A 26,536-nucleotide genomic window follows, 5' to 3' on the forward strand; every position below is an offset into this window, starting at 1 on the left:
GGTCAACGCCACCGGGTCAACGCCACCGGGTCAACGCCACTGGGTCAACGCCACTGGGCGAGGACGGTAACCGTACCCGGTTCCACCTCGGTGAAACCCGCGTCGCGGACCATCGCCACCCGGGCCCGCCGCCAGGCCGTCTCCGGGTCGTCGCACGGGTGCAGCCGCTCCCAAGTGTCCGCGTCGGCCTGCCGCACCGAGCAGCGGAAGTCGTCGACCGCCCACCGCTCCAGCGCGGCATCCAGCCCCGCCCCGTGCAACAGCGAAGCCAGGATCATCGTCGCGTGCCCCACCTGTGCCGCGGACTTCCCCGCGCTCATCGGCACATCCGGGTTCAGCCACAGCGTCGGCGCATCCGCCGCGGGCTGCGGCGGCTCATCGGCGTCCAGTTCGCTGCCCGAGATCTGCAACCGGCTGAGTTCCTTGGGCATGTCCGCCACGCGCATCGGCAAGAACGCCCGCACCTCGGCGTTGCCCACCCGCACAGTGCGCCCGGGCAGCGCCTGCACCGCCTCCCAGTGCGCGCCGCGCGCCCGGCGCGCCACCTTCCGGATCCGCCCGGAGATCCAGGTGCGCATCGCCTCGTGCCACTCCCCGCCCGGCTTGCAGCGTTCGTCGAGGCACACCGCGATCGCCGCCGCGGCGGCGGCCTCCAGCAGCGCCGTGCGGTCCGGCGGCTCGCGGCGCTCGATCCGCAGCACCATCGGCATCAGGACCACGTTCTGCGGATTCTCGTCCGAGGTGTCCGCGGTGACCTCACCCGGCAACGCCAGCCACGAGGAGTACCGGGAGATCAGCGGGTCCAACACGGAGAAGGGCGCGATGGCGGGATCAGGCACGCACCCATTATCGGCTTCCGGGCCATCGATATCCCGCCCGGCCACCGACCTCACCCATCCAACGGCACCCGCCGCAGCACCCCGTCCTCAGCATCCGCGGACTCGATCTCGGCCCGGGTCACGCCCAGCACGAACAGCACGGTGTCCAGGAACGGGTACGAAAGCGCGGTGTCGGCGACCTTGCGCAGGGCCGGCTTGGCGTTGAATGCCACGCCGAGCCCGGCGGCCGAGAGCATGTCGATGTCGTTGGCCCCGTCGCCGACCGCCACACACTGCGCCGCCGGGACCCCGAACGACTCGGCGAACCGCCGCAGCGCCTTGGCCTTGCCGGGCCGGTCCAGGATCTCCCCGATCACCCGGCCGGTCAGCTTGCCGTCCACGATCTCCAGTTCGTTCGCGGCGCTGAAGTCCAGCCCGAGCTCGTCGACCAGCTGATCAATGATCTGGGTGAACCCGCCGGAAACGACGCCGGTGTGGAAGCCCAGCCGGCGCAACGTGCGGATGGTGGTCCGGGCGCCGGGGGTGAGTTCGAGCTGCCCGGCGACCTCGTCGAGCACCGTGGCGGGCAGGCCCGCCAGCACCCCCACCCGCTGCCGCAGCGACTCGGCGAAGTCCAGCTCGCCGCGCATGGCCCGCTCGGTGACCTCGCGGACCTGCTCCTCGCAACCGGCGCGCGCGGCCAGCATCTCGATGACCTCGCCCTGGATCAGCGTGGAATCCACGTCGAAGACCACCAGCCGCTTGGCCCGGCGGGACAGCCCGGTGCGCTCGACGGCCAGGTCGACCCCGGTGCGCGCGGCGAGGTCGGCTATCGCCGTGGTCAGCGCGTCATCCGAGCCGTCGCCGGTGTCGGGCGCGCTGACCTGCAGTTCCAGCCCGGTCACCGGGTAGTCCGCGACCCGCTGGATGGAGTCGATGTTGACGTTGATGTCGGCCAGGCCGCGGGCGACCGCGCTGAAGCTCCGGGCGGTCACCGGCTGCCCGAGCACCACCACGACGTGGGTGGAGCCGAGCTTGGCGGCACCGCCGTCCTCTGTGCCGATGGCCACGTCAACGGTCATGCCGACAGTGGCCATCGCCTGCTCGACGGCCTCCTGCAGCTGCTCCGGGTCGCGCTCCGTGGACACCAAGACACCGAGCACCAGCCGACCGCGGATCACCACCTGCTCCACGTCGACGATGTCCACCCCATGCCGGGTCAGCGCGGCGAACAGCACGGAGGTGACCCCCGGCTTGTCCTTCCCGGTCACGGTGATCAGCACGGTAGTCGCATCCACGACAGGGTTCTCCCTCTCTAGACCCCAGACAAACGACGAGCCCCAGCGGAGCACAGCCCGCCGGGGCTCTTCGTCGAGCTAACCCCACACTCGCACAATTTCGTGCCGCGGGGCTAGCCACCAGGTCACTTCTCCTTGCGGGCGTCGTCGCGCGCCGGCACCGGTGTCTTGCCCTCCGCTTCGTGCTTGTGCGCGAGGGTCTTGCCGGTGAGGCTCAGGTGCGCCTCCAGCCGCATCCGCTCCGAGATGTGCGGGTAGTGCAGCTCGAACGCCGGCCGCTCGGAACGGATCCGGGGCAGCTCGGTGAAGTTGTGCCGCGGCGGCGGGCACGAGGTGGCCCACTCCAGGGAGTTGCCGTAGCCCCACGGGTCGTCGACCGTGACGACCTCGCCGTACCGGTAGCTCTTGAAGACGTTGTACAGGAAGGGCAGCATCGAAGCGCCCAGGATGAACGCGCCGATCGTGGAGATCGTGTTCAGCGTCGTGAACCCGTCGGACTCCAGGTAGTCGGCGTACCGGCGCGGCATGCCCTCGTTGCCCAGCCAGTGCTGGACCAGGAACGTGCCGTGGAAGCCGATGAAGGTCAGCCAGAAGTGCAGCTGGCCCAGCCGCTCGTCCATCATCCGGCCGGTGATCTTCGGGAACCAGAAGTAGATCCCGGCGAACGTGGCGAACACGATCGTGCCGTAGAGCACGTAGTGGAAGTGCGCGACCACGAAGTAGGTGTCCGAGACGTGGAAGTCGACCGGCGGCATGGCCAGCAGGACACCGGTGAGACCGCCGAAGAGGAAGGTGACCAGGAAGCCGACGCTGAAGATCATCGGCGTCTCGAAGGTCAGCTGCCCCTTCCACATGGTGCCGATCCAGTTGAAGAACTTCACGCCGGTCGGTACCGCGATCAGGAAGGTGGTGAACGCGAAGAAGGGCAGCAGCACGGCGCCGGTGGCGTACATGTGGTGCGCCCACACCACGACCGACAGGGCCGCGATGCCCAGCGTCGCGTAGACCAGGCCGGAGTAGCCGAACAGCGGCTTGCGGCTGAACACCGGGAAGATCTCCGAGACGATGCCGAAGAACGGCAGCGCGACGATATAGACCTCGGGGTGGCCGAAGAACCAGAACAGGTGCTGCCAGAGGATCACGCCGCCGTTGGCCGGGTCGAACACGTGCGCACCGAGGTGGCGGTCGGCCATCAGGCCCAGCAGCGCGGCGGTCAGGATCGGGAAGGCCATCAGGATCAGCACGCTGGTGACCATGATGTTCCAGGTGAAGATCGGCATCCGGAACATCGTCATGCCCGGCGCGCGCAGGCAGACCACAGTGGTCAGCATGTTGACCGCACCGAGGATGGTGCCCAGACCGGAGACCGCCAGACCGGCGATCCACATGTCGGCGCCGTGGCCCGGCGAGTGCAGGGCGTCCGACAGCGGGGTGTAGGCGAACCAGCCGAAGTCGGCGGCGCCACCAGGCAGCAGGAAGCCGCTGACGACCATCAGGCCGCCGAACAGGTACAACCAGTACCCCAGGGCGTTCAACCGCGGGAACGCGACGTCCGGGGAACCGATCTGCAGCGGCAGGATGTAGTTCGCGAAGCCGAACAGGATCGGGGTCGCGTACAGCAGCAGCATGATCGTGCCGTGCATGGTGAACAGCTGGTTGTACTGCTCCTGCGACAGGAACTGCAGCCCCGGAACGGCCAGCTCGCCCCGGATCAGCATCGCCATCAGGCCGCCGACCAGGAAGAAGGCGATGGATGTGACCAGGTAGAGGATGCCGATTTGCTTGTGGTCCGTGGTGCGGAACATCCGCGCCAGGAATGACCCCTTGACCGTTTTGCGCACCGGATAGGGGCGCGTGGCGATCGGCTGTGGCGCGACGGCCGTCACGGTGCCTCCTGCACTCCCTTTGAAGCCTCATCGGACCCGGCTGGGGTCCGCCCCGACCCGGTTGGGCCGGTCAACAGCACGCGACCCGCTGCAGACCCCTGCAGTACAAGCCAGTCGCGATGCCTGCCGACTGCGGATACTAGTCCGGGCCTCCGGCCGTAGTTCGGCCGGGCCGTAGCCACCCTATTCATTGCGGCCCGCCTCGTCACGCGCAGTGAGATCAATCAGACAGGCCGCGAACGGGAGGCGTCGGCCGCACGCGCCCACGGGGCGCCGGTTAGCCTACGGGGCAAGAGGTCCGGCAGCCCACCTGCGATCAGCCGCTACCGATCAACGGGCCGCCCTGCGACGAAGTCCACCAGATCCTGGAGGGGAAGCACGTGCGGAGGAGCACGATCATCGGCGCCGTGCTGGCCGGCGGTCTCGCACTCGCGGGCTGCACGCCGAGCGAGGAACCCAGCGACCAGCCCCCGGCCCCCGGCACGCCGCCGCCCGCGACCGCGCAGCAGCACGCCGAGCAGGGGCACGGTTCGAACGGCGAGCACACCACGACGGATCGCGAGTTCGCCCAGCAACTGCTGGCCAACCGGCAGCAGGTGCTGGAACTGGCCGCACTGGCCAGCCGGAACGCGCAGAGTGCCGACGTCAAGGCCCTCGCCACGGAACTTGAGCAGTCGGCCCAACCGCAGGTATCGCGGCTGAACGCGTTCCTGAACTCGGCCGCCGGGCAGCAGTCCGGCAGCGCCCCGGAGGACGACGCCCCGGGCGCCGACGACGCGGGCTTGCAAACCCCGCAGCAGGTGCAGCGCCTTTCGCAGCTTTCCGGCGCGCAGTTCGAACAGCAGTGGAAGCTGGCGGTGCAGTCGCTACAGCAGGGCGGTGTACAGCTGGCCCGCACCGAGCAGGAGGAAGGCTCGTCGCGGGAGATGCGCAAGCTGGCCGAGGAGTTCGTCGCCGAGGCGCAGCAGACCCTCGCCAAGCTCAACGCACCGAGCTGACGTCACCAGCCGAGCTGGTCAGGAGCCGTGCGCAGGTCTAGACCTACGCACGGCTTCTCGCTGTTCACGACGGCGCACGCCGCTCAGTCCTTCTTGCCGCCGAAGAAACGCAGGATCGGGTCGTAGCGTCGGTCCGCCACTCGTTCCTTCAGCGGGATCAGGGCGTTGTCGGTGATCTGGATGTTCTCCGGGCAGACGTCCGTGCAGCACTTGGTGATGTTGCACAGACCCAAGCCGTGGTCGCCGCGGGCCTGCTCCGGGCGGTTCTCCGCCTCGTCCAATGGATGCATCTCCAGCTCCGCAACCCGCATCAGGAAGCGCGGCCCGGAGAATGCCTCCTTGTTGTCGTCGTGGTCCCGGATGACGTGGCAGGTGTTCTGGCACAGGAAGCACTCGATGCACTTGCGGAACTCCTGCGACCGCTGCACGTCCACCTGCTGCATCCGGTACTCGCCCGGCTTCAGCCCCTCCGGCGGCGCAAACGCGGGGACCTCGCGGGCCTTGACGTAGTTGTAGGACACATCGCAGACCAGGTCCTTGATCAGCGGGAAGGTGCGCATTGGCGCGACCGTGATCGTCTCGGCCTGCTCGAACGTGGACATCCGGGTCATGCACATCAGCCTCGGCCGGCCGTTGATCTCCGCGGAGCACGAGCCGCACTTGCCCGCCTTGCAGTTCCACCGCACCGCCATGTCCGGGCACTGGGTGGCCTGCAACCGGTGGATGATGTCGAGGACCACCTCGCCCTCGTTGACCTCGACGGTGTAGTCACGGAGCCCGCCGTCGGCCGATCCGCGCCACACCCGGAAGTGCGCCTGGTATCCCATCAGTGCCCCTTCACCTGGACTTCCGCCAGCTCATCCTCGGTGTAGTACTTGCGCAGCTCTTCCAGCTTGAACAGCGTCAGCAGGTCCTCGCGCATCGGCTCCTGCGGCTGCTCGACGACGTCGATCCGCTCGGCGACCGCCGCGCACACCAACAGCTTGCGCCGCCACTGCGAGTCCATCGCCGGATGGTCGTCGCGGGTGTGGCCGCCGCGGCTTTCGGTGCGCAGCAGCGCCGCACGCGCCACGCACTCGCTGACCAGCAGCATGTTCCGCAGGTCCAATGCCAGGTGCCAGCCCGGGTTGAACTGCCGATTGCCTTCCACCGCGAGGTGTTCGGCGCGCACCCTGAGGTCGCGCAGCTTCTCCAGCGCATCCCGCATCTCCTCGCCCTTGCGGATGATCCCGACCAGGTCGTTCATCACCTGCTGCAGCTCGGAGTGCAGCCCATAGGGGTTCTCCGCCACCGTCGAGGCGGAGTCCTCGAACGGATGCTGCGCGCGCCGAGCGGCAGCGTCCACATCGGACTGGTCGATCTCCGGACGAGCAGCGAGGCCCGCGACGTACCCGGCGGCGCCCGCTCCCGCGCGGCGTCCGAAGACCAGCAGGTCGGACAGCGAGTTCCCGCCCAGCCGGTTGGACCCGTGCATCCCACCGGCGACCTCGCCCGCCGCGAACAGGCCCGGTACCCGCGACGCCGCGGTGTCCGGCTCCACCTCCACGCCGCCCATCACGTAGTGGCAGGTCGGCCCGACCTCCATGGACTCCGCGGTGATGTCCACATCGGCCAGTTCCTTGAACTGGTGGTACATCGACGGCAGCCGCTGGGTGATCTTCTCCGCGGGCAACCGGGTCGCCACGTCGAGGAACACCCCGCCGTGCTGTGAACCCCGGCCCTCCTTCACCTCGTTGTTGATCGCGCGCGCCACCTCGTCGCGGGGCAACAGCTCCGGCGGGCGGCGGTTGTTGTCCGGGTCGTCGTACCAGCGGTCCGCCTCGTCCTCGTTGTCCGCGTAGTTGTCCTTGAAGACCTCGGGGATGTAGTCGAACATGAACCGGCGGCCTTCGGAGTTGCGCAGCACCCCGCCGTCGCCGCGCACCGACTCGGTGACCAGGATGCCCTTCACGCTCGGCGGCCACACCATGCCGGTCGGGTGGAACTGCACGAACTCCATGTTGATCAGCGACGCCCCGGCGCGCAGCGCCAGCGCGTGCCCGTCGCCGGTGTACTCCCAGGAGTTCGAGGTCACCTTGAACGACTTGCCGATCCCGCCGGTGGCGAGGATGACCACCGGGGCCTGGAACAGCACGAACCGCCCGGATTCCCGCCAGTACCCGAACGCCCCGGAAATCCGGCCGACACCCCCGCCGGCGGAGTCCTTCAGCAGTTCGGTGACCGTGCACTCCTGGAAGACCTTGATCCGGGCCTCGTAGTCGCCGTACTCCGCGTGATCCTCCTGCTGCAGCGACACGACCTTCTGCTGCAACGTGCGGATCAGCTCCAGCCCGGTGCGGTCGCCGACGTGCGCCAGCCGGGGGTACTCGTGGCCGCCGAAGTTGCGCTGACTGATCCGGCCGTCCGGGGTGCGGTCGAACAGCGCGCCGTAGGTCTCCAGCTCCCAGACTCGTTGCGGCGCTTCCTTTGCGTGCAGCTCGGCCATCCGCCAGTTGTTCAGGAACTTCCCGCCGCGCATCGTGTCGCGGAAGTGCACCTGCCAGTCATCGCGGGAGTTGACGTTGCCCATCGAGGCGGCGATGCCGCCCTCGGCCATCACCGTATGCGCCTTGCCGAACAACGACTTGCACACCACCGCGGTGCGCAGGCCCTGCGAGCGCGTTTCGATCGCCGCGCGCAGACCTGCGCCACCGGCGCCGATCACGACTACGTCGTACTCGTGCCGTTCGATCTCCACCATTGACCTTCTTCTAGTTGAACAGTCTCGGATCCGGGAACGCGCCGCTGGCCACCAGCATCACGTAGGCATCCACCAGCGCCACCGACACCAGCGACGACCAGGCCAGCAGCATGTGCTTGCCGTTGAGCCAGGTCACCTTGGTCCAGAACCAGTAGCGCACCGGGTGCCTGGAGAAGTGGTTGATCCGGCCGCCCACCAGGTGTCGGCAGGAGTGGCAGGACAGCGTGTACGACCACAGCAGCACGACGTTGACCACCATCAGCAGCGTGCCGAGCCCGATCCCGAAACCGCCGTCGGCGCCCGTGAAGGCGATCACCGTGTCGTAGGTGAGCACCGCCGCCACGACCAGCGCCGCGTAGAAGAAGTAGCGGTGCACGTTCTGCATGATCAGCGGGAACCTGGTCTCGCCGGTGTAGCGGCGGTGCGGTTCGGCGACCGCGCAGGCCGGCGGCGATGCCCAGAACGACCGGTAGTAGGCCTTGCGGTAGTAGTAGCAGGTCAGCCGGAAGCCGAGGACGAACGGCAGCACGAATATCGGCGGCGGCACGAACGGTCCCAGGTCCGGGGCCGGTTGCCCCCAGTGGCTGGAGCCCGGCACGCACGCGGTGCTCAGGCACGGCGAGTAGAACGGCGCCAGGTAGTGGTACTCGGGGACCCAGTACCACTGGTTCATGAAGGTGCGGATCAAGCCATAGACCACGAAGGCCAGCAACCCGAGGGAGGTGACCAGCGGGGCTACCCACCACCGGTCGGTTCGCAGGGTTCGCACGGAGATCCGTGCCCGGCCGGTGGTGGTTGGGGTTGCGGACATTCGCAGACCTCGTTGTCGTGGGTTGTCCGGCAGTGCTCACCTGAGATCGCTCATTGTGGATCACGGTTCCCGGCACAGGTAGTCCCCCGACCGGTGCAACCGGCTCTGGCGTGCCCCGGATCAAGCCCGGGAGGCGGGGGCTCATCTCTGGTATCCGAACGGGTCCGCGGCGAACAGGTGCGGCGGCTGCCGACTGGTGATGGGCGGTGCCTACTGCGGAGCCTGGCCACCCAGCCCCTCGTCGTCGGCGTCGCGCCACAACGCCGGGTCGTAGGGGGTGTCCGGCACGATCACCACGTCTTCGCGGGACTCGGTGCTGTGCCGCTGGACAGGCAGGACGCTGGAGAGTTCGGCGACGTCGATGTCCAGCCGCTCCACGTCGTTGTGGATGCGGCGCACGGCCGGGGCGTCGCCGTAGCGGGCCCGCAGCGCTCCGACGCTGCTGCGGAGTTGCGCCAAGGCCCGCTGAAGCTCGGCCAGTTCAGTCGTCGTCGAGGCCATTGGCGAACACCTCTTCCGCCTAGTGGTGGCTGTACCGACCCGACTCTGCCCCGAACGACGAAATGTGACAAGTACCACACTGTAGATCACGGGGGGAATTCCCCCAGCGGGGGTCATTTCGCAGTCTCGCTAAGGCCCGGCCCTCGATGCGGGCGATGCCCGTGAGCGCTTCCGGGGACTACCGTGCCTCGGCGTGCTGACGGCCCTGACCAGCGGTAGCCGTGCGCGGTGGCGCGCAGTCAGGTGATCTGGTCCTCGTCTCGCGGGTTGCGGCGGCAGTCCCGGTAGACGATCAAAGCGGAGCAGGCCAGCACCACCAGCGAGGCGCTAACCCACAGTCACGGCGGATGCCCGACTTCGTCTCCCCTGCAACACCTGTCACTCTGGTCGCCTAGGTGGCCGACGTGCAGCGTGTCGCCCTTCCAGCTGAACGGTGGGGGCCGAGCCGCACCTGAGCCCGGCCGATCCGCTGGTTGCGCGGTATCGATCAGCCCGTTGGTGACGCCCTAGCGATCGTCGGCAGGGCACCGCCGAACCCCTGTTCGCAGTCGCGATGAGCGATCGTTGAATATCTACTGTGGACATTCGGGCCGGTGTGCGCATTCCGCTTATGCGGCCGGTGTCAGCCGACCTCGGTGGGGGCGGCCGAGGGGACGGTGCGGAGCAGGTCGCGTTCGGAGTCGGTGACGTGGACCGTCGCCCAAGACAGCGCCAGGGCCGCGTCGCCCTTTTCGAGGGCTTGGTAGATCGCCTGGCGCCGGGAAATGATGCGCTGGCGCGCATCGGCGATGTTCAGGGAGTTCCAGGTTCGGACGCGTAACGCTCGCGCCGCCAGGCCGTTGACGACCGATATCAGGGTGCGGTTGCGCGTGGCCGCCATGATGGTTGCGTGGAATTCCGCGTCGTGCACCACGAATTCGTCGATCGTCTCCGACCGGCGCATCGCATCCAGGTGCTCGCGCAGCTCGGCGAGCCGTTCTGGCGTGATCCGCTCCGCAGCCAGCGCCGTCGCCTGCGGCTCCAGTAACCGGCGAAGCTCGAAGATCTCCGGCAGCGTGCCGTCCTGCATGAGCTCGACCGCGTGCGCGATGCCCGCCAAGAGCCGGTGCGGCTCCAGGCTCGTGACGTAAGTGCCGTCGCCGCGCCGAACGTCGAGCACCTGCGCGTACACCAACGCCGTCACGGCCTCCCGCATCGAGCTTCGGGACAGGCCGAGTTGCGCGGCGAGGTCGGGCTCGCGCGGCAGGCGGGAGCCAGGGCGCAGCTCACCGGTGGCGATGAGCCGGCGAATCTTCTCGATCGCGTCGCTACTCCGCCCCATCCCGCTCCTTCCATTCGAAGGCGGCCCAGCGTAGTAGGCGCGATCACGGCCCGGTGACCACCCATGCGAAGGCCGAACCGAGGTGGTCCGTTGTGGACGTGAGCGGCTGCGCTCTCCGACTTTGCCCAAAGATTGGGAAATCCCGTCACCCTCCTCAGCCCGGCGGCATGACACCCAGGAAAAGACCGAAGCGCCGATTTCGGCACGAAAACGCAACGCGCGCTCGATTACCGTTTCTGGACACGGCACTAGCAGCGGCGGTGGTGGTACGTACGCCCAAGCGAGCGAACACATCAGATGTTCCGCATTCCCACCTTGATCGTTCACCTGACGGCGTATCACGAAAAGGCTTGCTTTGATTGTCCGGTTGGCCTCAAAGGGCGCAAAACGTCCTGACCACATTGCCTGAAACATCAGATGTGTCGTAATGTCGCCAGCGTGCTGAGCACAGCCGAATCCCTTTCGACCAGCACCGTCTCCGGCGCCGCATGGCCGCCCGGCCGGCCCCCATCGACCCCTGCGCGCGGACCGGCGGCTTTTGCGCTCCGTGTTGGACATTTTCGAAGTCGGGCCGTCGGCCGTGGACTTCCCGCTGCACGTTCGAAGGAAAACGGTGGCGACACGCGGTCCACAAGGCGAGCGGCTCACTCTATCCATTTTGGACAGTGGCAAGCGGAACGATGTCGCGGCGGGCACACATTGTGACAGCGTCCGAACCGTGCAACGCTGGCAAGACCTGGGCTTCGGCATGACGACGCTGGCCTCCGGCGCGGTCCTGCCCCGCAGGACGGCCACGCCGGGCTACGTCGGCTGACTGGGGAGCGGAGGAGGCCACCGGCTCGAACGACTACGCCTAAGCGAAACGCCAGGTCAGGGCCTGTGAACTCGATGGAGCTCGCGGTCCGGTTCCCGATCTGATCTGTGGACTGCGAGGCAGCATTGAGCATTCTCGGCACCCGGGTCGAACGCCGCGAAGACCCGCGTCTGCTCACCGTCGGCGGCACGTACGTGGCCGACCTGCGTGACCCCGCATTGGAGGGGGCGCTGCACGCCACCTACGTGCGCAGCCCGCTGGCGCACGCCAAGATCACCGAGATCGACACCGAACAGGCCCGGGGCCTGCCGGGCGTGGTCGGCGTGTTCACCGCCGGCGAGGTCAACCTCCCGCCATTCCCGCCGAATGGCGGCATCAGCGGTCCCCCGCCGAAGGCGATGGCGCGCCCGCACCTGGCTCGCGGCACGGTCCGCTACGTCGGTGAGCCGGTGGCCGTGGTGCTGACCGAAACCCGCGCGCAGGGCGAGGACGCCGCCGAACTCATTTCCATCGACTACGACCCGCTGGACCCGGTGGTCGACGTCGACGACGCACTGCGCGGGCAGACCCTGCTGTTCCCGGCGGCGGGCACCAACGTCACCGGCACCAGCGGCGAACTGGACGACTCCCTGTTCGAGGGCTGCGAAGTCGTGGTCACCAAGCAGATCGAGAACCAGCGCGTCGCCGCGGCGCCGCTGGAGGTGCGCACCGCCGCCTGCGCCTGGGCCGGCGACAAGGTCACGCTGTGGCTGTCCAACCAGAACGCCCAGAGCTGCCGGGATGCGCTGGTGGCGAACCTGGGGCTGCCGCAGGAGCAGGTTCGGGTCATCACCCCCGACGTCGGCGGCGGCTTCGGCGCCAAGATCGGCGTCGAGCCGGAGGCGGGGCTGCTGGCGTTCCTGGCCAAGCAGGCCGGCCGCCCGGTGAGTTGGGTGGAAAGCCGCAGCGAGAACCTCGTCGCGATGACGCAGGGGCGCGGGCAGCGGCAGGTGGTGACCATCGGCGGGCGCAGCGACGGCACCGTGCTGGCCTACCGCCTGGAGATCGTCCAGGACGTCGGGGCCTACCCGCTGATGGGCGCGTTCCTGCCGCTGCTGACCCGGTACATGGTCGGCGGCGTCTATGACATCCCGAAGGTGGAGTCGATCGCCCGCTGCGTGGTCACCAACACCACCCCGATCGCCGCCTACCGGGGAGCGGGGCGGCCGGAGGCGACCGCCGCGGTGGAGCGCGCGATGGACCTTTTCGCCGCCGAGGTCGGCGTGGACCCGGCCGAGGTACGCCGCCGCAACCTCGTGCGCCCCGAACAGTTCCCGTACCACACGCCGGGCGGCATGACCTACGACACCGGCGAGTACGTCAAGGGCCTGGACACGGTGCTGGCGGCCGCCGACTACCAGGCCCTGCGCAAGGAGCAGGCCCGGCGCCGCGGGCAAGGCGCCACCCGCCAGCTCGGTATCGGCCTGTCCAGCTACGTCGAGATCACGGCGCCGAACAACGCCGAGGGCGAAAGCGGGCACGTCGAAATCCGCCCGGATGGCAGCGTCCTGGTGCTCACCGGCAGCTCCCCGCACGGGCAGGGCCACTGGACGTCCTACGCGATGCTGGTGTCCGACCAGCTGGGCATCGACCTGGACAAGATCGAGGTCGTGCACGGCGACACCGACCTGATCCCGCAGGGCATCGGCACCTTTGGCTCCCGCTCGCTGCAGCTGGGCGGGTCGGCGGTGCACCGGGCCGCGGTGGACGTCCTGGAGAAGGGCCGCAAGATGGCTGCGGAGTTGATCGAGATCGACGAGGCCGATATCGAGCTCGCCGACGGCACATGGCGGGTGCGCGGCACGCCGAACATCACGCTGTCCTGGGCGGAGCTGGCCCAACGCGCCGAGGGCGGGCTGGCCGCTGACGTGCACTTCACCGAGGACCGGCCGACCTTCCCGTTCGGTACGCACCTGGCGGTGGTCGAAGTGGACACCGAGACCGGCAAGGTGAACTACCTTCGGCACGTGTCGGTGGACGACGCCGGTGTGATCATCAACCCGGTTCTCACCGAGGGGCAGCGGCACGGCGGCATCGCGCAGGGCGCCGCCCAGGCACTGCTGGAGGAGGTCTCCTACGACGCTGACGGCAACCCGCAGAACGCAAACCTCGCCGACTACGCCTTCGTCACGGCGGCCGAGCTGCCCAGCTTCGAGTTGCTCACGATGGAGACACCGACGACGCTCAACCCGTTGGGCGCCAAGGGAATCGGGGAGGCCGGCACCATCGGCGCCACGCCGGCGGTGCAGAACGCCGTAATCGACGCCGTTGCCCACCTCGGGGTCCGGCACATCGACATGCCCACCACGCCCGAACGAGTGTGGAAAGCGATCAACCGGGCATAGAAAGCCCGGGGAGTTGGTTGGGGTGAGTGATTCGGCCCGCTCTCGCGGGTGCTCGCCCGACAAGTGCTTAGGAGTTCGTCCGTGCAAGTTTCGATCAACGTCAACGGCGAGCAGCGCAGCCACGAGGTCGAGGACCGCACGCTGCTCGTCCACCACCTGCGCGACAACTGCGGCCTGACCGGCACCAACATCGGCTGCGACACCACTTCGTGCGGGGCTTGCACCGTGCTGCTCGACGGCGAGTCGGTGAAGTCGTGCACCGTGCTCGCGGCTCAGGCCGACGGCCACGAGGTCACCACCATCGAGGGCCTCGCCGACGGCGCGACCCTGCACCCGATGCAGCGCGCCTTCCAGCAGAAGCACGGGCTGCAGTGCGGGTTCTGCACGCCGGGCATGGTGATGGCCTCGGTTTCTCTCGTCGCGGAAAACCCGAACCTGACCGAAGCCGAGGTGCGTTCCGGCCTGGAGGGCAACCTCTGCCGGTGCACCGGCTACCACAACATCGTCGAGGCCGTGCTGGCCGCGGCCAAGGAGAAGTCGGGGGCCGCGGAATGATCCCTGCCGCGTTCACCTACAAGAAGGCGAACTCCGTCGAGGAGGCGCTGAGCCTGCTGGCCGAGCACGGCGAGGACGCGAAGCTGCTCGCCGGCGGGCACTCGCTGCTGCCGCTGATGAAGTTGCGGTTGTCGGTGCCGGAGGTGCTGATCGACCTCGGCGGGTTGCGCGACCTGTCCTACGTCCGCGAGGAGGGCTCGGAAATCCGGATCGGCGCGCTGACCAGGCACCACGACCTGGAGCACGCCGAGCTGCTGGGCCGGGAAGTGCCGCTGATGGCGCAAGCTGCGAGCACCATCGGCGACCCGCAGGTCCGCCACCGCGGCACCATCGGTGGCTCGCTGGCCCACGGCGATCCGGCCTCGGACCTGCCCGCGGTGGCGCTCGCGCTGGACGCGGTGCTGGTCGCGCAGGGGCCCTCGGGCCGCCGGGAGATCCCGGCGACGGAGTTTTTCACCGACTTCTTCGAGACCGCGCTCGGCGAGGACGAGCTGCTGGTGGAGATCCGGGTCGCGAAGAACCCCGCGCAAGGCTGGGACTTCCAGAAGTTCACCAAGCGGGCCATCGACTGGGCGGTGGTCGGCGTGGCCGTCGCCGGAGGGCGGGTCGCGCTGGTGAACATGGGCCCGACGCCGATGCGGGCGCGCGGCGTCGAAGAGGCACTGGCGAGCGGAGCGAGCGCTGCGGACGCAGCCGAGCGGGCGGCGGAGGACACCTCGCCGCCGGACCAGGCCAGCGCCAGCGCCGACTACCGGAGGCACCTGGCGAAGGTGTTGGTGCGGCGAGCGCTGGAAGCCGCCGCAGCACGTGGCGGCGCGTAGCGGCACGTCGTTCGGCGATTTCAATGGAAGTCGGCGCGATGATTTCCATTGAAATCGGCCGAAACCCAAGCACCGACACCCGTCATCCGATTGGTACCCCCGCCATTTCGACGGCGATCCGGACGCAGCGTCGGCATGTCGCGTATTTTCGACCCCGTGATCGAGATCGACTCCGCATTCGTCACCGCGCCCCGCGCCACCTATGCGCGGCTCCGCTCGCAGGGCCCCGTGCATCGCGCCATCGCCCCGGACGGCACCTCGGTCTGGCTGGTCACCCGTTATGCGGACGTGCGCGCGGCGCTGGCCGACCCTCGGCTGTCCCTGGACAAGAAGAACTCCACCGGCGGATACCGCGGCTTCTCGCTGCCGCCCGCGCTGGACGCGAACCTGCTGAACATGGATCCGCCGGAGCACACAAGGCTGCGCCGCATCATCGGCAAGGCCTTCATCCCGCGCCGGATCGAACCGCTGCGCCCCCGGATCCAGCAGATCGCCGATGAGTTGCTGGACGCACTGGCCGGGCAGGACGAAGCGGATCTGCTGCCGACCTTCTGCGGACCGCTGCCCATCACGGTGATCTGCGAGCTGCTAGGCGTCGGTGCCGCCGACCGGCCGGACTTCCGGTCCTGGACGGACGGCCTGCTAGCGCCCGACTCCCCCGAGCAGGCCCGTGAGGCGCTGAGCTCGCTGCAGCGCTACTTGCTGGAGCTGATCGCGGCGAAACGCGCAGCACCCGGCCGAGACTTGTTGAGCACGCTCATCGAGCTGCGCGACGAGGAGGACCAACTCACCGAGGACGAGCTGACCTCAGCGGCGTTTTTGGTGCTGTTCGCCGGATACGAGAACACGGTGCACTTGCTGAGCAACGGCATCGCCGCGCTGCTGACGCGACCTTCGGCGCTCAACCTGGCACGCCAAGGGGTTTCATCGACCACTGTGGACGAATTGCTGCGTTTCGACCCGCCGCTGCCGCTGGCGCTTCGCCGGTTCCCGTTGACGGATATCGAAATCGGTGGCGTGACGGTCCCGGCTGGGGAGACAGTGCTGCTCTCGCTGGTGTCGGCGCACCACGACCCGGACCGCTACGCGGACCCGGATCGCCTGGACCCTGGCCGCGAGGACAACCCGCACCTGGCGTTCGGCCACGGGCCGCACTTCTGCCTCGGTGCATCGCTGGCGCGGATGGAGGCGGAGATCGGTTTCGGCGCCCTGCTGAGCCGGTTCCCAGACCTCGCGCTGGCCGTGACCGAGGAGGAGCTGCAGTGGCGGAACTCCTTCCGGAACCGCGGCCTGCGAACCCTCCCCGTCACCCTGCACTGACCGGAACGGCAGCGCCCGGTTCGCCCAGATCCTCCCAATTTTAGGCAAGATCGGAATTTGCCCACCCCGGTGCGGGTACCGTGGACAGGGTCATGCGAGCTCGCTCCACGTCGCGCAGGATCCGGATCGGCACTTCCGGCTGGGTGTACGGCCCGTGGCACGGTCCGTTCTATCCGCGCGATCTGCGCCGCGGTGCGGAGCTGGAGTATCTCTCGCACCGGCTCGGCTCCGCCGAGATCAACGCGTCGTTCTACTCGCTGAAACGGCCGGAGCACTACCGCCGCTGGTCCGAGCAGACCCCGGACGACTTCCTGTTCGCGGTCAAGGGAAGCCGCTACATCACCCACATGAAGAAGCTCCGCGATGTCGAAACGCCGCTGGCGAACTTCTTCGCCTCGGGCGTCCTCGCGCTCGGCCCGAAGCTAGGACCGCTGCTCTGGCAGCTCCCGCCGTCGCTGGGTTTCGATGTTGAACGCCTGACGGCGTTCTTCCGCCTCCTGCCCCGCAGCACTGCTGCGGCCGCTGCGCTGGCCGCTCGGCACGATGACCGGCTCGCGGGCCGCGCGCTCGCCGAGACCGACGCGGATCGCCCGCTGCGCCACGCGCTGGAGGTCCGCCACCCCGACTTCGCCGCCGCCGAGGCCGTGGAGATGCTCCGCAGCCACGACATCGGCCTCGTCGTCGCGGATGCGGCGGGCAGCTGGCCGCATCTCGAGGACGTCACGAGCGATTTCGTCTACCTTCGCTTCCACGGCGCCGAGGAGCTCTACGCCAGCGGCTACACCGCGAAGGACCTGGACCGCTGGGCGAAGCTGATCCGCTCCTGGCACGCGGGCGAGTGCCCCACCACCAAGCACACGGTCGCCGCCCCGGCCCCGAGCACCCGAGGCCGCGACGTCTACGCCTACTTCGACAACGACGTGAAGGCCCACGCCCCGCACGACGCGATGGCCCTGGCCAAGCGCTGCGGGAGCGCATGAGGCCGGGTGGCGGGCGATTCCGCGCGTAATCGCACCGGCTGGCACTCGCCGGTCAGGACGCGCCGGAGCCGGGTAGCTCACGTCGGTTGGACGCGTCGAAGGTGTCCCGGACCAGTTCCGCCATTTCGCGGTGCCCGTGCGCGGCCAGTACCTCTGCCATCCGGCGACTGAGCACCGCGCGCTCCTCCCCCGTGGCCAGGCCTTCGATCGCGGCCAGCACATGGTGCGACGTGCCCCCGCCATTGTTGCCCAGGTCGAACTCCTCCAGCAGGAACGAGTGCATCGAGGGCTGATCGGCGGACACCGCCGTGATCCACTGTGGAGCATCGAAATCCGGGGCCGGCACCCGCGTGTCGTGCGCGGCCGCGGTCAGCCTCCGCAGGTTGCCGATCTGCCGGACCGCCTCGTCAACGTTGCAGTCTTCCCGCGCCAGCCACCAGACCAGCGCGCTACCAGGGGTTTTCAGCACTTCGTCGGCCAGGTACGCCCGCTTGTCGCGCTCGTGGTCTCGGGCCCGCTCCCAGAGCTCCCTCTGCTTTCGCGCCTCGGCCAGGCGCCGCAGTCGCGCCGCGTCCGATTCCGGGAGTTCGAGCCGCACCTCGCCTGCCCAGACGGCCACGTGCCCGGTGGGGTCGCAGCGTTCGGCACCGAGCGCGGCATTCAGCCGGTACTCCGCTAGTTCGCCCTCGTCCGGCGGCACCTCCGCCACGAGGCGCCTCGCCTGTTCCAGGATGAGGTCGGCCGCGAGCCCACCGGGATCGACGTGCGGTAGCCCCGGCGCATCCGGCTTCGAGTACCAGAACACCGTGCCGGAGAAAAGGAACTTGTAGTCCGGATGTGCGCTGCGCAGCGGCACACCCGACAACGGCCGCTCGGTCGGATTCGGTCGTTCCGGGGGTTCAACGGTCTCAACGGGCCGGGGCGCCAACGCGAGTCTTTGCACCTTCCAACGTCGATATCGCCAAATCACCAGCCACGGAGCCGCAATCGTCACGACTATCAAGGTGAGCAACACCCAGAATGGCCACCCGAACCGCAAGCCGAGCACGACCCAGAGCAACGCCGCGATCACCGACACTGCCTTCACGACGCCACGCTGCTCACGATTCATCGGGGGTTCCTCCACGCACCGGCCCAGGGCTGCACACAATTCAGTACCGGGCTCGCGGCGGAGCGGAACCGTCCAAGCCGATTTCCGCTCGAACAGAGCAGGCTTGCGCACAGATCGTAACGGGCTCAGAACCGGAGGAACACCACGCTGGCGTCGTCGTGCCGTTTTCCCCGGTGCCGACGGCGCGCCGCCGCCGTCTCCGCCGATTCCGCGACCCGCACCCGGCGCAGCATTTCGGCGGGTCCGGCTCGCTCGACGAGATCCAGCAGCCCGGCCCAGTCGGACTGGGCGAACCGCTCGACGTAACGCGATGCACCATCGCTCAACAGCGCCGCCCGGCGCACCTCGGCCGCCGGAACCGCTCCAAGCACGGCCTCGTACGCCGCTTCGGGCTTCGTGCTGGCGACCCAGAAGCCGCCCGGTCGGTTCCGCTGCTCACGCACGGCCTCGACGGTGTAACTCGGCAGGTGGTCGAGCCGGTCGTCGATGATTGGCCTGACCGCACCGTCGACGTCGAGCACGATCGGGCTGTCGGCCAGCACCAGGTACTCCACGGCATCGCCGCGAAGCCGCAACACTGACGCGGTTGCGGAGGGACTTGAGGGGTTCCGCAGGTCGCAGGTGTCGTTGTGCGCTGCGCAGGTCGCCTGGATCGCGTCGGCGAGGACGTCCGCAAGGGTTCCGCCCGGCACGGCGAGCCGCTGGGCCAGCGCACCGCCGAGCCGGTGGACCAGCCAGGGCACGTCATGCATACAACCGCTGTCCACACCCGAGGCTGCGGTGGCGCCGTCCAGGACGAACGCCCAGTCCGGCCCGGTGGCGAGGTAGTCCTCGTTCGTCCTCCCGGGCGTCGCGATCGTCGCGTGGGTCACCTGCACGATCGGTCAGGCGCCGGGGCGCGGCGGCAGGTGGTGCAGCGCGGTCACCATCGGCGCCAACTCCGGGACCTGCTTGGCTTCGGCCAGTGCCTTCTCCAGCGCTTCGTCGTGGGTTGGGCGAGCTTCCTCCAGCAGGGCCCGGCCAGCGTCGGTCAGCTCGGTGTAGATGCCGCGGCGGTCGTCCTTGCACAGGATCCGTGTCAACAGCTCGCGATCTTCCAGCCGGTTGACCAGCCTCGTTGTCGCGCTGCCGCTGAGCGCGGTGGCGCGAGCGAGCTGCTGCATCCGCATGTGCCAGCCGTCTTGCCTGCTCAGCGCGTCGAGGACGGTGTATTCGACGACCGATAGCCCGTGCTCGGCCTGCAGTGCCTTCTCCAGCGTGGTTTCAAGCGTCCCGTGCAGCGCGGCGAGCGTGCGCCAACCGTGGGCCCGAATCTCGACGGCGTCGTCGGCGATTCCCACTGCACACCTCCCGTGACTTGTACCGCTTCCAACTATAGCAGCTTGCGCCGACATGAAGCGCGTGCAAGTATTTTGTAGCGCGCTTGCAACTACACGCTTGCGCCCTATACCTACTCGCGCATCTACCGCTAAGGAGTCACGGGCATGCCCGTAGCACTCATCGCACTCGCACTCGGCGGGTTCGGCATCGGCCTGACCGAGTTCGGCATCATGGGCCTCCTACCGGAAGTGGCCGCCGACTTCGCGGTCAGCATCCCGACCGCTGGCTACCTGATCTCCGGCTACGCCCTCGCCGTGGCAGTCGGCGCGATCCTGTTGACCGCCGCCGTGACGCGGCTGCCGCGCAAGACCGTGCTGGTGTGGCTGATGGTGTTGTTCATCGCCGGAAACCTGCTCTCCGCGATCGCGCCGCACTACGCCGTGATGATGATCGGGCGCATCCTCGCCGCGCTGACGCACGGCGCGTTCTTCGGCATCGGATCCGTGGTGGCCGCCGCCCTGGTACCGCCGAACCGCAAGGCCGCCGCGGTAGCGATCATGTTCACCGGACTGACCTCCGCGAACGTCCTCGGCGTCCCGCTGGGCACGTTCCTCGGTCAGGCGCTGGGCTGGCGCGCCACGTTCTGGGCCATCACGATCATCGGCATCATCGCCCTGATCGGCATCCGGCAGTTGGTTCCCGGCACGGCCGGCCGCGACACGGCCGCAGCCGACCTGGGTGCCGAACTGGGCGCTCTCAAGCGCCCGCAGGTGTGGTGGACGCTCGCCATCACGATCCTGGGCTACGGCGGGATGTTCGGGGCCTTCACCTACATCGCGCCGCTGGTCACCGAGGTCTCCGGGTTCGCAACGGCGACGGTGCCGTGGCTGCTGCTGATCTTCGGGATCGGCCTGTTCGCCGGGAACCTGGTCGGCGGCAAGGCGGCCGACCGGCACCTCGACGGCACCATGTTGGCGGCGCTGATCGCCCTGACCGCCATCCTGGTCGGCTTCACCTTCGTCGCCGGCCACCGGATCCCCACGATCATCGCGATCGCCTTGCTGGGCGGTTTCGGCTTCGCCACCGTTCCACCCCTGCAGACCCGGGTGATGAAGTACGGCGGTGACGCGCCGACGATGGCCTCGGCGATCAACATCGCGGCCTTCAACGTCGGAAACGCCCTCGGCGCCTGGCTGGGCGGCCTCACCATCGCCGCCGGCCTCGGCTACACGTCCCCGCTGTGGGTGGGCGCGATCCTCGCCGCGATCAGCATCGGCTTGCTGGCCGCCGCGATCGCGACGAAGCCCAAGGAAGCCCTCGCATCGGCCGATCAGGTCCCGACCCCGGTCACCTGATGTTCCTAGGCGTCATCGCACCGGTATCAGCAGCCGGATGCCGCAAATGGTCAGTAGTCGTCGTTGCGGAAGAAGAGCGCTTCCAGGTGGTCGGCTGTCTCGGCGACGAAGTTCAGCGGATCGGTGAACTCGTTGATGTCGAGGTTGACCAACGGCAGCGAATGCCGCAGCACGACGTGCTCGCCGATGATCACCGCACCGCACACCACGGAGGTCTGCCCGAGCTCCTCCAGCAGCCGCTGGAGATCGACGTCAGAGGCCCGGCCACACACCGAGATGACCTGTACCCAGTCTTCGTGGCCGTCGAGTTGTTCGTGGTAGACGATGACGATCTGACTGCGGTTGTCGTCGTATTCGACGAGGATCCGGACTTCATCGTCGTTGTCCTCAATGATCCGATATTCGGTCTCGCCGTCCTCGACGGTGCCGGATGCGAGCTGGTATTCGGTGCGGACAAAAGCGAGCAGATCTTCCCAGGTCGCCACGATTCCTCCCAGTCAACGACAACAGTGCCACTACGCGGTTTCCGACGGCGATCTTGCCACGCCAACCCACCGCCAAAGCCCGTTTCCCGAAAGCGAGCAACCAAACGCGTTACCAGATGAGCACCGGCAGCGAACTGGCGCTGATCAGGTCCGTGCATGGCATGAACGTCGCCGCGTGGTCGGATCCATGCGCAATCGACGAAAGCGGTCCCGCAGGACGTGCAACGCGATGTCGAAAGTGATCAGGCGACCGGCCGCTCGGTCGTTTAGGCCACGGCGCGCTCGCCGGGCGCGCCGCCGGTACCCGCAACGCCCGCGCCTACACACCACGGGCCGCGATGCTGGTCGCTGCTACCGCAAGAATCAAGGCAGACGCCGTCATAACATCGACTTTCACCGCTGCGGCGCGAGATCGCCGGTGTCCGCCGTACCAGTGGCACCGGTGGCGGCGCGATCTCCGACAGGTCGCTGATCATCCAGCGTGGCGGCAGTCTGCGGATGCTCGACCCGGATGACCCCGAGCTCGTATACTTCGGCCCCGCACCGGACGGGCGGCAGATGATCCGGTTCCGCCGCCAAGGTGGCGGTGACATCCTCGCCACCTACACCACCACCGACGGGCGCCCCGGGTGGGCGCTGTCGGCCAACAGTGGTGACGTGGTGGTCGCCGACGACCCCGCTGCCGGCAACGCGCTGGCCCGGCCGTGGATCCCCGTGCCGACGACGCCGGTACGCCCGCAGGATCTCCCAGCGGTGACCGCCGCCGGGTTCGAGACGGTCGTCGAGGCGAGGTTCGCCAAGACGCACGCCGTCATCGAACTGTCCACACTTGACACCGCCGAGTCGGAAACCGCCGGCGAGGGCCGGGTCGTCATCACCGACCCCGCTGGCCACGCCGAGGTCGTCGACATCTGGGCCGTCGGCGAGCAGCTCGCCAACCGCCGTCGCGGGCCGTTCCCAGTTCCCGGCAGGCCCTACGAGGGCACTGTGTCGGTCACCGTGCTGTGGCGCCGCACCACCGGTCGCGGGCAGATCCGCAGCACCGCGCTCGGCCTCATCCAACGCGAAAGCCCGAGCGACCAGCCCGAACGCGATTTGTCCACACCGTCATCCACAACCCCGGGCAGGAGGTAGAGCCGTGCCGAGGACTCGACTACTCCGCCGGCGTGCCCAAAGCCGCCGCGGTCCGTGCCGCCGGGTTCGACTTCGTAATCCGGTACGTCGGAACCCCGGGCAGACCTAAGAACATCACCGCCGGCGAGTACCGCGACATGACCACGAACGGCGTCGGCGTCGCCCTGATCTTCGAAAACCGCGCCGGAGACGCCCTGGCCGGCCGCGCCGCCGGAGCCCGCAACGCCCGAGCCGCACTCGACAACGCGAACAGCTTCGGGTGGCCCGCCGACAGGCCCATCTACATGGCCGTCGACCAGGACATCACCACCGAAAGCCAGATGCGCACGGTCGTCGAGTACCTGCGCGGCGCCGGCGATGTGCTCGGCGTCGAAAAGGTCGGGGTCTACGGCGAGGCCGATGTCGTCGACCGCGCCCAGCGTGATGGCGTTGCCCGCTGGTTCTGGCAAACGAAAGCGTGGTCGCGCAAACGGATTTCGCCGCACGCGCACGTCGTGCAGCAGACCGAGACCGTGCGAGTGGACGGCGTCGAGTGCAACATCAACACCACCTCCCGCCCCGACATCGGCCAACACCCCCGACCACGGGAGCAAGACGTGCAACCCGACGAACGCAACGCACTGCTGACCATGCACGGCGCCGTTTTTCACGGCGGAGCCGACGCCGGCCCCAAGAGCATCATCAAGCGCCTCGACGACATGGAGACCAGCCTCGGCAGGCTCGCGGCCACGCCCGCCCCGCCGGGCGGAAACCCGCCACCGCCGCCGTCGAACGCCCAGAACCCACCGCCCCGGGGCGAGCCCACACCGCCACCGGGACAAACCCCGCCGAGCCAGAACTCACAAGGGCAGAACCCGGCACCGGGCGAGCAGCCCGGCGGGCTCGCTGGCTACCTTGTGTCCCTCATCCGCACCGTCCTGCCCTCGGCCTGGGGTGCGCTGATCGCCTGGCTTGTCTCCACCCGGCTCCTGCCCACCGACATCGGCGAACAGGCCCAGACTCTCGCCACGACCGTGCTCGTCCCCGTCGCCGGTGCCCTGGTCTACGGCGCGGCCCGATGGCGGGAAACCCGGCCCGGTCTCCCGCAGTCGCTCGGCAACCTGCTGCTCGGCTCCACCCGCGCACCCAGCTACCCGAACCAACGGCCCTCACGCTAATGAACAGCGCCCCGTCTCCCGGTTCCTCCGGGGTTCCTCCGGGTGGCAAGGCGCATCTTGCCTTGTGTCGTCGGTCGGGATAAACGCTACACCCCGCAGAGATCTATTTATGCGGCCCTAAAAACTTGTCCCCATTGAAGTGGATCAAATGGGTCGGGGACTCTGCACACCAAACCTCGGTCTCCCAAGCGATCACCGGAAGGTATTCCCGCATCTTCTTCCTGTCGGGGAAGCATGAGACGTAGACCAGATCTGGTGTCGCATCTTTGAACAGGGAAGCGAGTTCACCATAACGCTTGGCGTCGACCGGCCCGTGCGATGTTACTGCTTCCATAAGGAAGAGCCAATCCTTGTCTGGCATATAGACCACAAGGTCTGGCATTTTCCCATGCTGGTCGACGGTCACGCCAAGCCCGGAAAGCCGGTCAGCCTCAAATAGCGCCCATTTGGCATCAGCGTCCCCCACGTAGAGGATCTCAGCACCAGGAGTGAACTGCGGGCAGAATTCCTCAATCATCTGCTTAATGAGTGGGTTTTGGCCGCCAGGAGACAGAGAGAAAGGATTTCCGTTTGGCAATTTTACTGCAATCCGATTCATCTCCCGGGCAGCAGCATAGCGCTCTTTCAGTCCCGGAACTTTGGCGCGATATTCGGCCACTGCCGCATCAAATTGCGGTGTCCCGTACAGGCGGATCACTGCGAGCGCCTCGCCGGCGGCCTGGTAGTTCCAATTAGGGGAGTTCACTGGCCGGTCGGGCTTATCGGGATTCTGGTGGACTAAAAGAGCTTCAGCAAACTGATGAAGAGTGAATCGCCTGATAGTCTCGCGGGTATTGGGGGCATACTCGTGATTGTAATAATCACGCACCCAGTTCATAATTTCTCTGGTGCGAAGCATTGGGTTGTCCGCGGCGTCCCAGTTATCTTCCGGTCGAAGCCTAAGAAGCGCAAGGAGGACACGTGCGGATCGTTCGTTTGACCGCTGGTCATCCATGCCAAGCGCGGCCAGGATTTCGCTCGCTTCGCGGATCTTGCTGTCGATCTTCACGCGGCAGTATCTATCACGCTGAGCACCTTCTCCACCAGTCCATCGACTTCATCCTGCTCCGGAAGTCGCCCGGGAGCAAGCCTGCCTAGAGTCCGTAGCGAATCCAGTTCGGGGAATCGGAGCGTCCGCAGGTCGGTCGCGTTGACCTGGGTGTGACCGGAAAAAGTCCGGAAAAATTTGTCCACAAGAGACGAGTTCAGCCACATGGACAGCCCCAGAGCGATGTGGCGGTCCAGTCCTTCACCGCGGATATGGAAGACATTCAGATGATTCTCGAAGGCGACAGGTCCCGCTACCTGCTCAGGCGACCAGACCGCGGCAACGATTCGACGGCGCTCCTCTTTTGCGGAGAACCGCTTGACCACACAATACCAGCCCTCCGGAACCAGCATCTTCTTGTCCTTCTCGCTCACCGTTCGGAACCACTGCGCTTTTTTGGTTACGCACGGCCAGACCACAAATCCATTACGGACATTGGTGGGATAAATCAATGGTACTGCTTCATCATCGGCCTCTGAGAGCAGGCACTCCTTCGACCGGAAATCGACCACGCGGCCAGTGGACACTGTGATCCCGAGAGACGCCAGAGTGGCCGGAAGGGACAACATTCGCTCGGCCACTTCAGTGTCTTCGTCGTTGGTGGCGATACGGATGAACTGGTGTGGATCGTCGGGACGGACAACATCGGCGTATGCCACATCACGGTGGGATGCGTCATCTTCGTGGCCATCGCTAGCCGACAACAGTACATTATCTCGCAGACCGCCCCGAGTTCCGGAGAAAATCACATTCTCCTGTAGCACACCAGTGTCCGCGAACACAGTCGACCGCGATTCAAAGACGTGCACCCGGTCAAGAGCGATCCGATCCAACAGGTAAGAGCGAAAAGCGCCGAAGTACGGACCATTGCAAAACGACCGCGGAGTGATCGCGACCAACTGGCCGCCAGGATTTAGCGCACTAGCCGCTAGCGCCAAGAACGCGGCATAAAGGTTCGGGACATCGGCTCCGGCCGCGCGTACCGCGGCTCTGGCCGGAGAGGAGACGGCTAGCTTCGCATACGGTGGGTTTTGGATCACCAAGTCCAAACCGTTGGTCCGGTCGTCTTGGTCAACGCCGGTCGAGGCGATGACGTAGTCGGCCTCGACTACGTCATAGGTGATCTGACCGTCACCTGCCGCTGCACAGGCGTCGAGCGTATCTACCAGGTGTGGCAGTAGCGTCTCGTCGCGCTCGACCGCGACAATATGCACCGCGAGGCCAGGGCGCTCGTCAAGCACGCGAGCCACCAACGCCGCCGACAACATTCCAGAACCGGCACCAGGATCAAGGACCCTTATCCGGCCTTCCGCGGGGAGACGCGGCATCGCCGCAATCAGAGACGCAGCCCGCGCCGGAGTGAAGAACTGCCCCAGGGAGTCCTGGGTCTTCGGGTCAAGGGCAGTTAGAGCTGCCACTCGGTTCCGCTCCGCCCGAACGAGAAGGTCGCTGTGCATACAAGACATCTTGCAGTACCGCCCTGTTAGCTTCCGTTAGCCACCCAATATCGGGCAAGGGTCCAAGCTACAGCACCCCTCCTACCAGCGATGTTCGCCCGTGTACCCTACGTCGAGTCGGGGCGCAGGTGCCCACGACTTTGACATCGATGAGTTCGTCGCCGCTACCTCACCGCTGGACCA

23 protein-coding genes are annotated in these 26,536 nt (G+C 67.5%); 9 read left to right on the forward strand and 14 right to left on the reverse strand.

Annotated elements, in window-relative coordinates; translation table 11 throughout:
• Positions 1-44: 44 nt before the first annotated feature.
• From BJ970_RS03925 to ctaD, 3 genes are all read right to left on the reverse strand, one after another.
• A complete protein-coding gene (locus BJ970_RS03925) occupies positions 45-839 on the reverse strand; it encodes a peptidyl-tRNA hydrolase (RefSeq protein WP_312864101.1) in 795 nt (264 codons plus the stop codon).
• A gap of 50 nt (positions 840-889) precedes the next feature.
• A complete protein-coding gene (gene serB / locus BJ970_RS03930; RefSeq protein ID WP_184723848.1) occupies positions 890-2,116 on the reverse strand; it encodes a phosphoserine phosphatase SerB in 1,227 nt (408 codons plus the stop codon).
• Positions 2,117-2,241: 125 nt separating this feature from the next.
• Positions 2,242-4,002 carry an aa3-type cytochrome oxidase subunit I gene (ctaD, locus tag BJ970_RS03935; RefSeq protein ID WP_184723851.1) on the reverse strand — a complete coding sequence of 587 codons (1,761 nt, stop codon included), beginning with the start codon at positions 4,000-4,002 and terminating at the stop codon, positions 2,242-2,244.
• Positions 4,003-4,382: 380 nt separating this feature from the next.
• Here ctaD and BJ970_RS03940 point away from each other — a divergent pair, with 380 nt between their 5' ends.
• Complete coding sequence (locus BJ970_RS03940) at positions 4,383-5,000, forward strand: DUF305 domain-containing protein (protein ID WP_184723854.1); 618 nt, start codon at positions 4,383-4,385, stop codon at positions 4,998-5,000.
• Between the two features lie 83 nt (positions 5,001-5,083).
• On the opposite strand, the gene BJ970_RS03945 is transcribed toward BJ970_RS03940, so the two are convergent.
• The 5 genes from BJ970_RS03945 to BJ970_RS03965 form a co-directional block, all read right to left on the reverse strand.
• Positions 5,084-5,827 (reverse strand): succinate dehydrogenase/fumarate reductase iron-sulfur subunit, encoded by a 744-nt coding sequence (locus BJ970_RS03945; RefSeq protein WP_184723857.1) that lies wholly within the window; start codon positions 5,825-5,827, stop codon positions 5,084-5,086.
• Complete coding sequence (locus tag BJ970_RS03950) at positions 5,827-7,740, reverse strand: fumarate reductase/succinate dehydrogenase flavoprotein subunit (protein ID WP_184723860.1); 1,914 nt, start codon at positions 7,738-7,740, stop codon at positions 5,827-5,829. Before BJ970_RS03950 ends, BJ970_RS03945 begins: the two co-directional genes overlap by 1 nt.
• 10 nt (positions 7,741-7,750) lie before the next feature.
• A complete protein-coding gene (sdhC, locus tag BJ970_RS03955; protein WP_184723862.1) occupies positions 7,751-8,551 on the reverse strand; it encodes a succinate dehydrogenase subunit SdhC in 801 nt (266 codons plus the stop codon).
• 210 nt (positions 8,552-8,761) lie between these two features.
• A complete protein-coding gene (locus tag BJ970_RS03960) occupies positions 8,762-9,052 on the reverse strand; it encodes an Rv0250c family protein (RefSeq protein WP_184723865.1) in 291 nt (96 codons plus the stop codon).
• A gap of 622 nt (positions 9,053-9,674) precedes the next feature.
• Complete coding sequence (locus BJ970_RS03965; protein ID WP_184723868.1) at positions 9,675-10,373, reverse strand: FadR/GntR family transcriptional regulator; 699 nt, start codon at positions 10,371-10,373, stop codon at positions 9,675-9,677.
• A gap of 939 nt (positions 10,374-11,312) precedes the next feature.
• On the opposite strand from BJ970_RS03965, the gene BJ970_RS03970 reads away from it, so the two are divergent.
• The 5 genes from BJ970_RS03970 (at position 11,313) to BJ970_RS03990 (ending at position 17,247) form a co-directional block, all read left to right on the forward strand.
• Positions 11,313-13,571: a xanthine dehydrogenase family protein molybdopterin-binding subunit gene (locus BJ970_RS03970; RefSeq protein WP_184728856.1), complete on the forward strand. Its 2,259-nt coding sequence runs from the start codon at positions 11,313-11,315 to the stop codon at positions 13,569-13,571.
• Positions 13,572-13,652: 81 nt separating this feature from the next.
• Complete coding sequence (locus tag BJ970_RS03975) at positions 13,653-14,126, forward strand: (2Fe-2S)-binding protein (RefSeq protein ID WP_184723871.1); 474 nt, start codon at positions 13,653-13,655, stop codon at positions 14,124-14,126.
• Positions 14,123-14,947, forward strand: coding sequence for an FAD binding domain-containing protein (locus BJ970_RS03980; protein WP_184723874.1), 825 nt, complete (start codon positions 14,123-14,125; stop codon positions 14,945-14,947). The genes BJ970_RS03975 and BJ970_RS03980 overlap by 4 nt, the downstream gene beginning before the upstream one ends.
• A 156-nt stretch (positions 14,948-15,103) precedes the next feature.
• Positions 15,104-16,267, forward strand: a complete 1,164-nt coding sequence (locus BJ970_RS03985; RefSeq protein ID WP_312864102.1) for a cytochrome P450 family protein — start codon at positions 15,104-15,106, stop codon at positions 16,265-16,267.
• A gap of 92 nt (positions 16,268-16,359) precedes the next feature.
• The gene (locus BJ970_RS03990; RefSeq protein ID WP_184723880.1) at positions 16,360-17,247 is read left to right on the forward strand and encodes a DUF72 domain-containing protein; all 888 of its coding nucleotides are present in this window, start codon (positions 16,360-16,362) and stop codon (positions 17,245-17,247) included.
• 52 nt (positions 17,248-17,299) lie between these two features.
• Here the strand turns inward: BJ970_RS03990 and BJ970_RS03995 are convergent, their stop codons facing one another.
• The 3 genes from BJ970_RS03995 to BJ970_RS04005 all read right to left on the reverse strand — a co-directional run bounded on the left by BJ970_RS03995 (position 17,300) and on the right by BJ970_RS04005 (position 19,698).
• On the reverse strand, positions 17,300-18,358 hold the full coding sequence (locus tag BJ970_RS03995) for a hypothetical protein (RefSeq protein ID WP_184723883.1): 1,059 nt from the start codon (positions 18,356-18,358) through the stop codon (positions 17,300-17,302).
• 125 nt (positions 18,359-18,483) lie between these two features.
• Complete coding sequence (locus tag BJ970_RS04000) at positions 18,484-19,230, reverse strand: protein phosphatase 2C domain-containing protein (RefSeq protein WP_312864103.1); 747 nt, start codon at positions 19,228-19,230, stop codon at positions 18,484-18,486.
• 12 nt (positions 19,231-19,242) lie between these two features.
• Positions 19,243-19,698 (reverse strand): MarR family winged helix-turn-helix transcriptional regulator, encoded by a 456-nt coding sequence (locus BJ970_RS04005; RefSeq protein WP_184723889.1) that lies wholly within the window; start codon positions 19,696-19,698, stop codon positions 19,243-19,245.
• 144 nt (positions 19,699-19,842) lie between these two features.
• Between BJ970_RS04005 and BJ970_RS04010 the strand changes: the two genes are divergently transcribed.
• Positions 19,843-21,033 (forward strand): MFS transporter, encoded by a 1,191-nt coding sequence (locus tag BJ970_RS04010; RefSeq protein WP_184723892.1) that lies wholly within the window; start codon positions 19,843-19,845, stop codon positions 21,031-21,033.
• 50 nt (positions 21,034-21,083) lie between these two features.
• Here BJ970_RS04010 and BJ970_RS04015 read toward each other — a convergent pair whose 3' ends face one another.
• Entirely contained in the window at positions 21,084-21,518 is a 435-nt protein-coding gene (locus BJ970_RS04015; protein WP_184723895.1) for a hypothetical protein, read from the reverse strand.
• A 498-nt stretch (positions 21,519-22,016) separates the two neighbouring features.
• Between BJ970_RS04015 and BJ970_RS04020 the strand changes: the two genes are divergently transcribed.
• Entirely contained in the window at positions 22,017-22,652 is a 636-nt protein-coding gene (locus BJ970_RS04020; RefSeq protein ID WP_184723898.1) for a hypothetical protein, read from the forward strand.
• 32 nt (positions 22,653-22,684) lie between these two features.
• Positions 22,685-23,809 carry a glycoside hydrolase domain-containing protein gene (locus BJ970_RS04025; RefSeq protein WP_184723899.1) on the forward strand — a complete coding sequence of 375 codons (1,125 nt, stop codon included), beginning with the start codon at positions 22,685-22,687 and terminating at the stop codon, positions 23,807-23,809.
• 103 nt (positions 23,810-23,912) lie between these two features.
• Here the strand turns inward: BJ970_RS04025 and BJ970_RS39375 are convergent, their stop codons facing one another.
• Positions 23,913-24,857 (reverse strand): BsuBI/PstI family type II restriction endonuclease, encoded by a 945-nt coding sequence (locus tag BJ970_RS39375; protein ID WP_184723900.1) that lies wholly within the window; start codon positions 24,855-24,857, stop codon positions 23,913-23,915.
• Complete coding sequence (locus tag BJ970_RS04035) at positions 24,854-26,362, reverse strand: Eco57I restriction-modification methylase domain-containing protein (protein ID WP_312864104.1); 1,509 nt, start codon at positions 26,360-26,362, stop codon at positions 24,854-24,856. The genes BJ970_RS39375 and BJ970_RS04035 overlap by 4 nt, the downstream gene beginning before the upstream one ends.
• Between the last annotated feature and the right edge of the window lie 174 nt (positions 26,363-26,536).

Origin of the sequence: Saccharopolyspora phatthalungensis (assembly GCF_014203395.1) — a bacterium.
In the GTDB taxonomy this organism is placed as follows: Bacteria; Actinomycetota; Actinomycetes; order Mycobacteriales; family Pseudonocardiaceae; genus Saccharopolyspora; species Saccharopolyspora phatthalungensis.

Excerpts from the sequence above, each read along its gene's own strand:
- BJ970_RS03995 (WP_184723883.1), bottom strand. The coding sequence starts at position 18,358 with ATGAATCGTGAGCAGCGTGGCGTCGTGAAGGCAGTGTCGGTGATCGCG.
- BJ970_RS04020 (WP_184723898.1), top strand. The coding sequence starts at position 22,017 with ATGCTCGACCCGGATGACCCCGAGCTCGTATACTTCGGCCCCGCACCG.
- BJ970_RS03965 (WP_184723868.1), bottom strand. The coding sequence starts at position 10,373 with ATGGGGCGGAGTAGCGACGCGATCGAGAAGATTCGCCGGCTCATCGCC.
- BJ970_RS03945 (WP_184723857.1), bottom strand. The coding sequence starts at position 5,827 with ATGGGATACCAGGCGCACTTCCGGGTGTGGCGCGGATCGGCCGACGGC.
- BJ970_RS04035 (WP_312864104.1), bottom strand. The coding sequence starts at position 26,362 with ATGTCTTGTATGCACAGCGACCTTCTCGTTCGGGCGGAGCGGAACCGA.
- BJ970_RS03980 (WP_184723874.1), top strand. The coding sequence starts at position 14,123 with ATGATCCCTGCCGCGTTCACCTACAAGAAGGCGAACTCCGTCGAGGAG.
- sdhC (WP_184723862.1), bottom strand. The coding sequence starts at position 8,551 with ATGTCCGCAACCCCAACCACCACCGGCCGGGCACGGATCTCCGTGCGA.
- BJ970_RS03950 (WP_184723860.1), bottom strand. The coding sequence starts at position 7,740 with ATGGTGGAGATCGAACGGCACGAGTACGACGTAGTCGTGATCGGCGCC.
- BJ970_RS04010 (WP_184723892.1), top strand. The coding sequence starts at position 19,843 with ATGCCCGTAGCACTCATCGCACTCGCACTCGGCGGGTTCGGCATCGGC.
- BJ970_RS03990 (WP_184723880.1), top strand. The coding sequence starts at position 16,360 with ATGCGAGCTCGCTCCACGTCGCGCAGGATCCGGATCGGCACTTCCGGC.
- BJ970_RS03960 (WP_184723865.1), bottom strand. The coding sequence starts at position 9,052 with ATGGCCTCGACGACGACTGAACTGGCCGAGCTTCAGCGGGCCTTGGCG.